Below are 12433 nucleotides of genomic sequence, written 5' to 3'. Positions count from 1 at the left end.
ACGGGCGGGTTACAAAGCGCGAGAACAATGTGACGGCGTGACACCCGCGCTTGAGCCGCTTCGCAGGATCGCGGCATACGCCTTATGTACCGATATCGATGGCCGTGTGCTGCTGGTGCGGGCAAGTCCTCGTTCCGGCACACCCGGCGCCTGGTCGTTGCCCGGCGGTGCCGTCGACCACGGCGAGAACCCGAACGACACCGTGGTCCGCGAGACCGCGGCCGAGACCGGGCTCTCCGTCGCGGTCTCCGGCCTGCACGACGTGGTCGCCGACATGCGCGCGCTGCCGCACAAGGGCATCACGATCCACACCGACCGGCTGATCTACACCGTCACCATCCGGGGTGGCTCGCTGATCGACCGGGTCGGCCAGCCGACGGACCTGGCCCGCTGGTTCACGCGCGAGGAGGCGGCGGCGCTGCCGCTGCGGCCGTTCGCCGCGACCGCGCTCGGGCTGACCTCCGCCGCCGTCGACCTGCGGCCGGACGAGGCACCGGACTTCCCGTCGTTCTACGCGTACCCGGGGCCGGACGGGCTGCACCGGGCGCAGCGGTTCGCGGCGTACGCGGTCGCCACCGACCCGGACGGCCGCGTCCTGCTCACCCGCATCGCGGCCAACTACCCCGGCGGCGGCTGCTGGCACCTGCCCGGCGGCGGCACCGACTACGGCGAGCAGCCCGGCGTCGCGCTGCTGCGCGAGCTGGTGGAGGAGACCGGCCAGCCCGGCGAGATCACCGCGCTGCTCGGCGTGGCCAGCCACCGCGACGCGGCCTCGCTCGGTCCCGAGGGCTACCCGATCGACTGGCACGGCGTGCGCGCGTTCTACCGCGTCGTGGTGGACAAGCCGAGCCCGCCGATCATCCACGACGTGGGCGGCTCCACGGACGAGGTCCGCTGGTTCACGCCGGCCGAGATCGCGGCGCTGCCCGAGTCCGAGCTCACCGAGGTCACCATCGAAGCCATGCGGGCAGCCAAACTCAGCTGATCCACATAATCTTGGTCAGGTGGAACAGCAGAGGCGGATCGCCGCATACGGCATATGTCGCGACGGGGACGGCCGGGTCCTGCTGACCCGGGCGTCCGCTTTCTCCGACATGCCCGGCATCTGGCAGCTGCCCGGCGGCGGGCTCAAGCACGGCGAGCACCCGGAGTGGGCCGTGGTGCGCGAGTTCGCCGAGGAGACCGGGCTGGCCGTGCGCACCACCGGCGTGCACGCGATCCTGGCCGACATCGGCCCGCTGCCGTTCCGCGACATCGAGCTGCACCACGATCGGGTGATCTTCGACGTGGCGCTGGAGGGCGGCGACCTGCGGCACGAGGCGGACGGCTCGACCGACCTGGTCCGCTGGGCCGACGCGGCCGGACTGGCCGTGCTGCCGCTGATGCCGTTCACCGCGCGACTGCTGGGCGTGCCGCCGCACCCTGAGCTGATCGAGGAGACGTTGCGGACCGCGCCGCGCGTCACGCTGCCGGAAACGGTCGCGGCGCCGCCCACCGGGCCACGGGGGCAGCGGTTCGCCGCCTACGGTCTGGTGACGGACCCGGCCGGGCGCGTGCTGCTCACGCAGATCGCGGGCTCCTACCCGGGCGCGGGCCGCTGGCACCTGCCCGGCGGCGGCACCGACTTCGGCGAGCAGCCGGACGTCGGCTTCCTCCGCGAGCTGGTCGAAGAGGCAGGCCAGCACGGTCGCATCACCGGACTGCTGCGCGTCTCGCACCGGCGAAACCCGGCCGCGCGCGGGCCCGAGGGGCACCCGATCGACTGGCACTCGGTGCGCGTCACGTACATCGCGATGGTGGACGAGCCGACCGAGGCCGTGGTCACCGAGGCGGCCGGCGGATCGACCGCGGAGGCGCGCTGGTTCGCGCTCGCGGAGGCGCGCACGCTCGCGCTCACCGATGTCGCACTGGCCGCGCTGGACTGGCTCGCAGGTCAGACCGGTCAGGCTCCCGCACCGCTCCCGCGGTCTTAACGACCGCAGGCCGTCCGGTAAACTGCGGAATCAGTGAAGGTCGACCCTTAGCCCAGATCGGCCCAAATAGGACATCCTCTCAATTGGGCCATATCAGGTGTTAAAGGGCTCAAAGTTTAACTCCTGGCTATCGCCAGACGGCCGTGTCGTGTGCAATGGTGTAGGCCGCATAACGGTCGGCCCCCGCGGGACACGACCTGTGCCTGCTTTACCGGCCACGACCCGAGGCCGGCGACCACTTTTCGCTGGCCGCAGATGGCGTCCGGCGACGACACACGTCGGCCCGGGTGCCCTGGGCTGACCCTATCGACAAGCCGGCACGAACTGCGCAAAGCGCCGGCGATGGAGGGACTGTGCCGAGAGCCCCCTGGCGTCGGCGTCGTACAGCAGACAGCCCCCGCCCGGCCGGGCGCCGGTGGGCAGGGCTGCGCCGCAGCGGCTCGTTCGCGCGGCAGGTGCTGCAGGTGCGTGCGGGCCTACGACGACCGAACCAGCGAGGAAACAGCCCGTTGGTCGTCTCCGACAGCCACCCGGCCCGCCCACTCCCCGAGGCGCTCCCCGCCTCGTCGGACGTGCCCACCCTCGCCGAACTCCGCTCGATCGCCGAGGCCACCCCGATCGCCGAGCCCGACACCTCCCTCCTTCCCGGAGCCCACACACTGGGCCGCCGGATCTCCTTCGCGATCGTCAACGCATGCACGCTGAGCAGCATCTTCCTCGGGCTCAGCGCCATCTTCCTGGCCATGCGCGACGATGTGCAGGCCGCCGCGATCTGCCTGATCGCCTGCGTGGTCTTCGACGGCCTCGACGGCGCGCTGGCCCGCAAACTCGGCGTCTCCAGCCCCTTCGGCGCCCAGATGGACTCGCTGGCCGACATGTGCTCATTCGGCCTGGCCGCACCGATCGTGGTCTACGCCAGCCTGGCCGGCAGCGTCTCCACGGTCGCGGCCGGCGTCGCCTGCGCGCTCGTCGCCGGGTGCGCCGCCATCCGCCTGGCGCGTTTCAACGTCTCACCCAAGGACGGCCGCTTCTTCTGCGGCGTACCCACCACCATGGCCGCAGCCGTGCTCGCGCTCGCCACCCTGATCGGCCTGCCGATCCCCGGTGAGTACCAGGTGGCCGGCGTGGCGCTCCTCGCCATCGCGATGGTCTCCAGCTTCCCCTACGCGAAACTCGCGCGCCTGATCAAACTGCCGCCGTGGCTGGTGCTGTTGCCGGCTCTCGGCCTCGTCGTCAATGCGCGCCTGACCTTCACCGTGGTCGTCGTCGCCTACCTGCTCAGCGGCCCCCTCCTCTGGCTCCGCCAGCGCCGCGCCCCCCAGCGCGTCGCCTGACCCACCCTTCCACGGAAACCGGGCGCTCCCTACTGAACGGGGAGCGCCCGGTTTCTGCTTTAAAAGCCCTAAATGCCTATATTTTGTTTTCAGCATGGTCTCGGCCCGTTTGCTCCCGCGGGCGCTCTGCTTACCTGGTGCCGAGTTTCAGACCCCACGATCATGATCTTCCCGCTTCCGGCCTGGTCCAGCCCGTTTGCTCCCGCGGGCAAACCTCCGGCGGGCCGAAGACTCCGCTGGCGCTCCGCTTCGGCCCGCCGATCGGAGCCGGTTCCGCTGTGGTCCGGAAAGATCCGCGAGTTCCGCCGCCACTCACGATCGCGCCGCGAGGCCGCGTCACGATCGACGAAAGGGCAGCACCGACGCCGGGTTGTCGTGGCGATCGAGTGCGGTCGTGGCGGCCGCGTTTCCAGCAGGCATCGACGCCAGAGGTCCGCGGCAACCGTGATCGCTCTTGGCCATTCGTTCCCGAGTGGCTCCGGACGAGGCGGACGTGCGGTGTTCCGGCAGATAGCGGGCCCGTAGGGTCGGCCACGGTCCCCTTGGCGCTGCAAGCGATGAGGCCCGCGCTGTCGCCGTGCCGAACCTGGCTGCCCGGTGCCGGATATTTCATCTCATGATGCCCGGGTGCAGAGCGTGACCGGCCTTGATCAACGGTCGTATGTACGTTATCGACGTTCTGAGGCACTCAAAGCGCGGACAACGTACCTACCGCCATGATCACGACCGGAAGCCGCCACCGGCCAACGGCACAAAAGCCACAAGACGGACTGCCTCCCTCAGGGGAACGCACACGAAGAGTGAACCAGGGTCCTCGTGATCGCAGGGAAACGGCAGTGATCGCTGGCCAGGGGTCTATATACCGAAATTTCGGGCGCGGAACGCCCGTCGCGACCGCGTGACATATGGGCATTCAAAGCACTTACTACGGTTTCGGCAGCATCGGAAGCGCACGCCGGGCGTACCACCCGAAATTTCGGTAAATAGCGGGCAGCTGCCGGCACGTCTCAGGGTGATGCTGGAATCTCGGAACAGCACCCGAAACCGGGAAGCCGAGCGCTCCGCGTGAAGGCGAGCGCCCGGCTTCCGGTGACGGCGATGGTTGCCGGTCGGACGGAGGGGTCAGAGCCAGCGGGCGATGATGCTGGCGCCGCCGGAGACGCGGTCGCCGACGCCGACCAGGGGCTCGACCTCGGAGGCGGGGAGGTAGACGTCGGTGCGGGAGCCGAAGCGGATCAGGCCGAAGCGTTCGCCGCGGGCCAGGACGGCGCCGACGGGGGCGCGCTGGACGATGCGGCGGGCGATGAGGCCGGTGCGCTGGGCGACGACGACGGTGCCGCGGGCGGTGTCGAGCACGGTGTAGGCGGCCACGTTGTGCTCGGCCTCGGGCTTCATGGCGGCGGCGAAACCGCCGTCCGTCACGAAGTAGTCGGTGACGCGGCCGGCGACGGGCGTGCGGTTGATGTGCACGTCCAGCACGGACAGGAAGACCGCGATGCGCAGGAACTCGGTGTCGCCGAAGCGGTCGTCGCGGATCCGTTCGATGGAGAGGACCTTGCCGTCGGCGGCGGCGACGATCGCGGAGGCGTCCTCCGGGATGTCGCGCTCCGGGTCGCGGAAGAACGCGGCGGCGGGGGCGGCGGCGAGCGCGGGCAGCCACCACAGCTTCGACTTCGGCCGGGTGACGCGGGCGAGCGCGGCCAGGCCCAGCGCGATGCCGGCCGCGGCGACGCCGTTGGAGTCGAGGTGCATGGTGCGGGTCATCGGCACGCTGGACGGCCGGTACGCCGGCGCGAGCCGGCCCGCGAGCGCGGCGGACGCGGGCGTGAAGCGCAGCCGGTGCACGCGCAGCGGCGGACGGTTGCGCAGCACCAGGTCGGTGCCGGCGCCGAACAGCGCGGACTGGCGGTCGAGCTCCGCGCCCGCCTCGCCGGCCAGGCCGGGGAGCGCGACGGCGGCGACGCTGAGCACGCCGCCGTCCGCGAGCAGCTTGGTGAGGCCGTCGATGACGGTGCGGGTCGCGGTGGCGCCGCCGGTGAGCGGCTCGGCGACGATCACGACGTCGGCCGGGTCGGCCTCCTCGGGCGAGCCGGCGATCGTGACGCGCTCGGCGATCCAGGCGCCCTGGGACTCGACGTGGTCGCGCAGGTCGAGCACGGAGGACGTCTCGGCCGGGACAAGCGTGAGCCGGTCGCCCGGGAGCAGCGCGTCGAACGCGGCGGGCAGCACGGCCGAGCCGGCGTCCGCGCCGACCACCAGCGCGGTCTTCGGCCCGGAGTGACGGGCCAGTTCGGCGGTGAGGGTGCGGGCGGCCCGCTCACCGACCTCGACGGGCGCTGGGGACTGGGACATGCGCATGTGCTCCTAGCAGTGGACGACGCCGGCGGTCGGAGGGGCGACACCCCTCCGACCGCCAAGCATATTGCGCGGGTACGCCGTGGGCGCTACCGCCGTTCGCCGTCACCCTCGGTGCGGATCTCCTTCGTCGGCGTCTCGTCGACGACCTCGGTCCGATCCTCATCGGAGGCCACATCGGTGGCCTCGTCGGAAGACGGCGAGTCCGGATCCGACACGGTCAGGTAGTCCGTCGCGTAGGGCGACGGCGGCTCGGACGACCGGATCGGCGCGAAGGACGCGGTCGGCGCCGGCGGCTCCACCCGGGTCTGATCGATGCCCAGCCCGGCGGAGCTCTCCGTGCTGCCGGACGTGCGCTGGTTCTCCATCAGCTCCCGCACGATGTCCGCGTGCAGCCCCGCCGGCACCCCGCCGGCCGCCACCGCGCTCACCGGCGCGCCGCTGGTCGGGGCCGGCACCGCGCCCCGCCCGGAGCGGAACGCGCCGACCAGGCCGAACACGCCGAAGACGATCAGTGCGACCGCGACCATCCAGCCGATCGCGGGCAGTGCCAGCGTGACGAACTGGGCGATCAGCCACCAGACCACGATGAACAGGAAGACGATGCCGAAGCTCAGGGAGACGCCGTCGGTGCGGTGTGTCTTCATCGGGTGACCTCCACGTCGCCGGCGCCGGTCGAGATCGACAGCGCGAGTTTCCCGCCGCCCACGCCGTCCTGGCCGAGGTCCTCGACCCGGTTGGTCTGGCCGACACCGTCCGTCTCCCGGCCGAGCACCTCGGCGTGGCCGGCGCCGACCTCGATGTCGACGATGACGTCCAGCGTCGGGGGCAGCACGATCGAGAGGTTGCCGGCACCCTGCTCGATGCGCAGCGACTTGTCCTGCCCGGTGAAGTCGAGGTTGCGCAGGTCGATCGTGGTGTCGCCGAACCCGGCGCTGTACCGGGTGGGCAGCTCGTTCATGGTCCTCGGGACGATGGTGGAGACCCGCGGGCTGCCGTCGTCGAAGCCGTCGGACGCGGCGGCCACCGAGATGCCGAGCGCGAGCGCCGCGGCCAGGCCGGGTGCGATGAGACCGCGGCCGCGGCCCCACTTCGTGCCGATGAGCATGCCGACGCCGATGATGGCGAGCACGGCCGCGAAGTAGACGGGTGCGCCCGGGTTGGCCAGGTTGCTCAGGTCGATGATCGCCAGCACGCCGATCGCCATCAGGATCACCGAGAACGTGGCGCCGAGGAGCGGCGAGCGCTCCTTGGGCGGCTTCGGGGGCCGCTGGCGGGCCGGCGGCGGGGGCGGCGGGTTCGTCGCGCTGTAAGGGCTGCGGTACGGCCCGTGAGGGGCGAACGGCGGCCGGTAGCCACCGGACGGCGGTGCCTGCCAGGGCGGCGGCGCTGCGGGCGCGTAGCCGGGCTGCGGGGGCGGTTGCTGATCGTTCGGTGGCACGGGCGGCACTCCTGGAGCTGGTTCGGGTGAGGCGGGCGGCGGCGGAGGGGGCGGGGCCGCGTGGCCCTGCACGGGGATCCGCCCCCGGTTGACGATCAGCGCGCCCACCACCGCGGCGCAGGCGACCAGCAGCATCGCCCGCCAGGTGTCGGACATGATGTAGGCGAACGTCACCAGCGCGAGGATGGTGAGGCCGGCGACCGTGATCGGTGACGTGCTGGAGGTGCCCTTGCCGAGCACGTTCTCCAGCGGGGAGCCGCTGTCGCCCTCGGCCGGGATGATCAACCAGGCCGCGAGGTAGATGAGCAGGCCGGCGCCGCCGAAGACCGCGAGGACCGCGAGCAGCACCCGCCACAGGACGGGGTCGGTGTTGGTGGCCCGGCCGATTCCCGCACAGACGCCGGCGATGTACCGGCCGTTGTGCGGGCGGACGAGCCCGAACAGCCTGGGCGCGGCGCCGCCAGGGAAGGCCCCGGCAGGCGCGGGGCCCGGCGGCGGGGCGCTGGCCTGGTCGTGCTGCGAGTTCATGCTCTCGATACTCGTCCCTCGGACGGCCCGGCTGCCTCAGGCGCGAACCCTGACGGCACCCTGAGTTTGGCGGGACCCGTATGTCCGGGTGGTAACCCGTGGTCAGCGCCCCGCGCGCGTGTGACGATCGATGCGGAAGAAGCACGCGTACGCACGCCTGGGAGCCCGTGATCGATACCGTCAGAGAGCACCGCCGCCTGTACCGGGCACGCGATCATCGCGTGGTCGCCGGTGTGGCGTCCGGCCTGGCCAGGCATCTGAGGGTGTCGCCGCTGGCCGTGCGGGCGACGTTCGTGATCCTGCTCGGCTTCAACGGCCTGGGCCTGATGCTCTACGCCGGCTTCTGGGCCGTGTTGCCGTACGAGCCGAACGGCGAGCCCAAGCGCCGAGACGTCTCACAGCTGGTCCCGTTCATCGCGATCGGTCTGGGCCTGATCCTGCTGCAGGTGCTGGTGCTCGGCCGGAATGCGAGCGTGACCAGCACGGCCGGCTGGCTGGTCGCGATCGTGGCGGTCGGCGCCGGCATCATCTGGCACGAGTCGACGCCGGAGCGGCGCCGTCAGTGGACCGAGGCGCTGCCGCGTTTCCCCTGGCTGGGCACGTTCCTGGAGGAGAGCGACCGGCGGTTGTTCCTGTTCCGGTTCATCGGCGGCGGGCTGCTGGTCGCGGTCGGCGTGATCGGCATGGTCGCGGTCTACGCCCCGGCGGAGAACAACGAGGCCGTGATCAACGGCGTGATGTTCGCGGGCCTGGGCCTGGCCGGGGTGGCCGTGGTCGCGGCGCCGGTGCTGTGGCGGACCATGAGCCAGCTGCGCGCGGAGCGGGAGGGCCGGATCCGGGAGACGGAGCGGGCCGAGCTGGCCGCGATGGTGCACGACCAGGTGCTGCACACGCTGGCGCTGATCCAGCGCAACGCGGACGACGTGAAGGCGGTGCAGCGGCTGGCCCGGGGCCAGGAGCGCAGCCTGCGCAACTGGCTCTACAAGCCGACCGCGTCGCCGACCGAACGGTTCGCGGCCGCGCTGGAGGAGGCCGCGGCCGAGGTCGAGGACACGTATGCGATCGCGGTCGAGGTCGTGGTGGTCGGCGACCGGGAGACGGACGAGCGCGTCGGCGCGCTGGTCATGGCCGCCCGCGAGGCGCTGGTGAACGCGGCCCGGCACGCCGGCGTGGCGAGCGTGTCGCTCTACGCCGAGGTCGAGCCGGAGCAGCTCAGCGTGTTCGTCCGGGACCGGGGCGACGGCTTCGACATGGCCACGGTGGAGGAGAACCGGCACGGTGTGCGCGGTTCGATCCTGGGCCGGATGGACCGGCACGGCGGGCGGGCCGAGATCCGCAGCGAGATCGGGGACGGCACCGAGGTCAGGCTTTTCCTGCCCATGGAGCGTGACGCGGTGACGTCGGGTAGGGAAAGGTAGCCAGCATGAGTCTCAGAGTCTTCCTCGTGGACGACCACGCGATGTTCCGGGCCGGTGTCCGTGCCGAGCTGGGCGCGCACGTGGAGGTGGTGGGCGAGGCCAGCACGGTGGCGGAGGCGGTGAGCCGCATCGCCGCCAGTACGCCGGACGTGGTGCTGCTGGACGTGCACATGCCGGACGGCGGCGGCCGCGCCGTGCTGGAGGCGATGCGGAAGTCGCATCCGCAGGTCCGGTTCCTGGCCCTCTCCGTGTCGGACGCGGCGGAGGACGTGATCGGCCTGATCCGGGCCGGCGCGCGCGGCTACGTCACGAAGACGATCTCGCCGGACGAGCTGGCCGCCGCGATCAAGCGGGTGGCCGAGGGCGATGCGGTGTTCAGCCCGCGGCTGGCCGGCTTCGTGCTGGACGCGTTCGCGGCCCGGCCGGACGCGCCGGTGGCCGACCCGGAACTGGACCAGCTCACCAACCGTGAGCGGGAGGTTCTACGGCTGCTGGCCAGGGGATACGCCTACAAGGAGATCGCCAAGGAGCTGTTCATCTCGATCAAGACGGTCGAGACGCACGTGTCGAACGTGCTGCGCAAGCTCCAGATGAGCAATCGGTACGAGCTGTCCCGCTGGGCGGCCGACCGTCGTCTGGTCTAAGACCTGGAATCCGGAACGTCCGGATAAATCCCTTGCATGTCTACATTGGATTTTGTTAATCAGAGAGTTACATCGGGCGCGGGGAACATCACAGCCGCTGCCTGCGAAAACGGCGGTGGTGTGCTGGTGACGCGACGAAAGACCTGATCAGGTGGGACGGCTTACGACCCGAAACATGCAGGTAACAGGCTATGTCGTCCCACCTGCCAAGTATCGGCTTGATAACAGCACCTTCACCTGTGAAGCCCTGCGGTGTCACAGTGTTCCTCACCTCACATACCCCTCGTGAGTGCCCTGAGGAGGCCCTTCCCATGCGCGGGAAAACCGCAATAAAGATCTCGGCTGGTCTTGCCGCGACTGCCCTGCTCGTCACCGCTTGTGGTGGCGGCGGCAGCGACGAGCCGACCAGCTCGAGCGCTGTCGTCTCGATCGAGGTCGCGGAGCCGCAGTACCTGCTCCCGTCCAACACGAACGAGACCAGTGGCTCGCAGGTGCTCGCCGCACTGTTCAGCCCGCTCGTTGACTACGACGCCGACAACAAGCCGGTCGAGGTGGCCGCGGAGTCCATCAGCACGACGGACAACATCACCTGGACCATCAAGCTGAAGGACGGCTACACCTTCCACAACGGTGAGAAGGTCACGTCCGACAGCTACATCAACGCGTGGAACTACGGCTCGTACGGTCCGAACGGGCAGAACAACTCCTACTTCTGGGAGAAGATCGAGGGCTGGTCCGACCTGCAGTCCGAGGACCCGGATGGTGAGGAAGGCCCGCAGAAGGCGCCCGACCCCAAGGCCAAGACCCTGACGGGTCTCGTCAAGGTGGACGACCTGACCTTCACGGTCAAGCTGGCCGCGGCGTTCTCCGAGTTCAAGACGATGCTCGGTTACACCGCGTTCTACCCGCTGCCGGCCGCCGCGTTCGCCTCCGAGGGTGTCATCAAGGAGGGCTTCGAGGACGCCATCATCGGCAACGGCCCCTTCAAGATGAAGGGCACGTGGCAGCACGACGCCTCCATCGAGGTCGAGGCCTACAACGAGTTCCCGGGCACGAAGCCGAAGGTGGGCGGCGTTCTCTTCCGCGTCTACCAGGCGCTGCCGGCGGCCTACGCCGACCTGCAGGGTGACAACCTGGACGTGCTCAAGACGATCCCGACGGAGAGCATCACCTCCGCCGAGGCCGACCTGGGCGACCGGTTCAAGAAGAGCCCGGCCTCCACGTTCCAGTTCGTCGCGTTCCCGACGTACCAGACCGAGTTCAGCAAGCCCGAGGTCCGGCGCGCCATCTCGCAGGCGATCAACCGCGACGAGATCATCACCAGCGTCTTCAAGGGCTCGCAGTCCGCTGCCCGCTCCTTCGTCTCCCCGGTCGTGGCCGGTTACCGCGAGGACACCTGCGGTCAGTACTGCACGTTCGACGCCGCCAAGGCGAAGGCCGAGTACACCGCGGCCGGCGGCCCGGCGAAGATCACCATCACCTACAACGGTGACGGTGGCCACAAGGACTGGGTCGACGCGACCTGCAACCAGCTCAAGACCAACCTGGGCATCGAGTGCACCGGTGTGGCCGAGCCGAAGTTCGCTGACCTGCTGACCAAGCTGGACCAGAAGCAGCCGATCGGCATGTTCCGCATGGGCTGGGTCATGGACTACCCGTCCATGGAGAACTACCTGGGCCCGATCTACACCACCGACGGCTCGTCGAACTACTACGGGTACTCGAACCCGCAGTTCGACCAGCTCGTGAAGGACGGCGTCTCCGCCGCTACGCCGGAGGCCGCGATCGCGAAGTACCAGGCCGCTGAGGACCTGCTGGTGCAGGACATGCCGGTCGTCCCGCTGCGGTTCGGCCAGAACGTCTTCGGTCACTCCACCAAGGTGAAGAACGTCGAGATCGACCTCTTCAACCGCGTGGATCTCACCAAGATCGAAGCTGCCTGAGTTAACACAGCGTCATGACGGGGGTGGCGTCACGGGTCCAATAGGAACCGTGGCGCCACCGCCGTGTCACGCAGTAGCTGCTCACGAGGCAGTTTGCACCGCGATGCTTCGCGGAGAAGGCCTGAGAAATGCTTCGTTATATTATTCGGCGCCTGCTTCAGGGCGTGCTCACGTTCTTCGGAGCCACGTTCGTCGTCTATGCGCTCATGTTCGCCAATCAGGATGACCCGCTGCAGGCGCTGGCGGGTGAGAAGCCGCTTGCGGACAACGTCCGGCAGGCGCTGACCGAGCGGTATCACCTGGATGAGCCGTTCATCGTGCAGTACGGCTACTACATGAAGAACCTGATCTCCGGGGACTTCGGCAAGACGCTGCTCAACCGGGACATCAAGGATCTGCTGCTGCAGTCCTGGCCGATCACGGCGCAGCTCGCGCTGATGGCCGTGGTCTTCGCCGCGCTGATCGGCATCACGGCCGGTGTGGTGGCGGGCATCCGCCGTACCGGCATCTTCGACAGCGTCACGCTGATCATCACGCTGGTGCTGATCTCGATCCCGATCGTGGTGCTGGCGCCGATGGGCCAGCTCTTCTTCGGCGTCGAGTGGGGCCTGTTCCCGCCGACCGCGGGTGCGAAGCCGTCGTTCTACGCGCTCATCCTGCCGGCCATGGTGCTCGGCGTGGGTTCGCTGGCCACCTATTCGCGGCTGACCCGCACGTCGGTGGTCGAGAATCTTCGGGCGGACTATGTGCGTACCGCGAAGGCGAAGGGTTTGACCCGGAACCGGGTGATCGGTGTG

At 69.8% G+C, this 12433-nt stretch carries 10 protein-coding genes; 7 read left to right on the top strand and 3 right to left on the bottom strand.

Annotation, left to right across the window (positions count from 1 at the left end; translation table 11 throughout):
• The first annotated feature begins 37 nt into the window (after positions 1-37).
• The 3 genes from OP04_RS46225 to OP04_RS46215 all read left to right on the top strand — a co-directional run bounded on the left by OP04_RS46225 (position 38) and on the right by OP04_RS46215 (position 3307).
• Entirely contained in the window at positions 38-985 is a 948-nt protein-coding gene (locus OP04_RS46225; protein ID WP_033346433.1) for an NUDIX domain-containing protein, read from the top strand.
• A 19-nt stretch (positions 986-1004) separates the two neighbouring features.
• On the top strand, positions 1005-1973 hold the full coding sequence (locus tag OP04_RS46220) for an NUDIX domain-containing protein (protein WP_051800107.1): 969 nt from the start codon (positions 1005-1007) through the stop codon (positions 1971-1973).
• Positions 1974-2398: 425 nt separating this feature from the next.
• The gene (locus tag OP04_RS46215; protein ID WP_033346476.1) at positions 2399-3307 is read left to right on the top strand and encodes a CDP-alcohol phosphatidyltransferase family protein; all 909 of its coding nucleotides are present in this window, start codon (positions 2399-2401) and stop codon (positions 3305-3307) included.
• A gap of 1122 nt (positions 3308-4429) precedes the next feature.
• On the opposite strand, the gene OP04_RS46210 is transcribed toward OP04_RS46215, so the two are convergent.
• The 3 genes from OP04_RS46210 to OP04_RS46200 all read right to left on the bottom strand — a co-directional run bounded on the left by OP04_RS46210 (position 4430) and on the right by OP04_RS46200 (position 7631).
• The gene (locus OP04_RS46210) at positions 4430-5659 is read right to left on the bottom strand and encodes a phosphatidylserine decarboxylase (RefSeq protein ID WP_033346432.1); all 1230 of its coding nucleotides are present in this window, start codon (positions 5657-5659) and stop codon (positions 4430-4432) included.
• Between the two features lie 92 nt (positions 5660-5751).
• Positions 5752-6309: a DUF308 domain-containing protein gene (locus OP04_RS55185; protein ID WP_063746891.1), complete on the bottom strand. Its 558-nt coding sequence runs from the start codon at positions 6307-6309 to the stop codon at positions 5752-5754.
• Complete coding sequence (locus OP04_RS46200) at positions 6306-7631, bottom strand: PspC domain-containing protein (protein ID WP_051800106.1); 1326 nt, start codon at positions 7629-7631, stop codon at positions 6306-6308. The genes OP04_RS55185 and OP04_RS46200 overlap by 4 nt, the downstream gene beginning before the upstream one ends.
• 167 nt (positions 7632-7798) lie before the next feature.
• Between OP04_RS46200 and OP04_RS46195 the strand changes: the two genes are divergently transcribed.
• The 4 genes from OP04_RS46195 to OP04_RS46180 form a co-directional block, all read left to right on the top strand.
• On the top strand, positions 7799-9049 hold the full coding sequence (locus OP04_RS46195) for an ATP-binding protein (RefSeq protein WP_033346431.1): 1251 nt from the start codon (positions 7799-7801) through the stop codon (positions 9047-9049).
• Between the two features lie 5 nt (positions 9050-9054).
• Positions 9055-9693 carry a response regulator gene (locus OP04_RS46190; protein ID WP_033346430.1) on the top strand — a complete coding sequence of 213 codons (639 nt, stop codon included), beginning with the start codon at positions 9055-9057 and terminating at the stop codon, positions 9691-9693.
• 311 nt (positions 9694-10004) lie between these two features.
• Complete coding sequence (locus tag OP04_RS46185) at positions 10005-11636, top strand: peptide ABC transporter substrate-binding protein (protein WP_033346429.1); 1632 nt, start codon at positions 10005-10007, stop codon at positions 11634-11636.
• A gap of 128 nt (positions 11637-11764) precedes the next feature.
• Positions 11765-12433, top strand: a 669-nt coding sequence (locus tag OP04_RS46180; RefSeq protein ID WP_033346473.1) for an ABC transporter permease, incomplete at its 3' end; no start/stop codon positions are given.

It is taken from the genome of Catenuloplanes japonicus, assembly GCF_000717135.1.
Taxonomy (GTDB): Bacteria; Actinomycetota; Actinomycetes; order Mycobacteriales; family Micromonosporaceae; genus Catenuloplanes; species Catenuloplanes japonicus.
Note: the sequence above shows the minus strand (reverse complement) of the source record. Positions and strands in the feature narration are given on the sequence as shown.

Coding starts and splice junctions, on each gene's coding strand:
- OP04_RS46210 (WP_033346432.1), bottom strand. CDS start 5,659: ATGTCCCAGTCCCCAGCGCCCGTCGAGGTCGGTGAGCGGGCCGCCCGC.
- OP04_RS46185 (WP_033346429.1), top strand. CDS start 10,005: ATGCGCGGGAAAACCGCAATAAAGATCTCGGCTGGTCTTGCCGCGACT.
- OP04_RS55185 (WP_063746891.1), bottom strand. CDS start 6,309: ATGAAGACACACCGCACCGACGGCGTCTCCCTGAGCTTCGGCATCGTC.
- OP04_RS46200 (WP_051800106.1), bottom strand. CDS start 7,631: ATGAACTCGCAGCACGACCAGGCCAGCGCCCCGCCGCCGGGCCCCGCG.
- OP04_RS46190 (WP_033346430.1), top strand. CDS start 9,055: ATGAGTCTCAGAGTCTTCCTCGTGGACGACCACGCGATGTTCCGGGCC.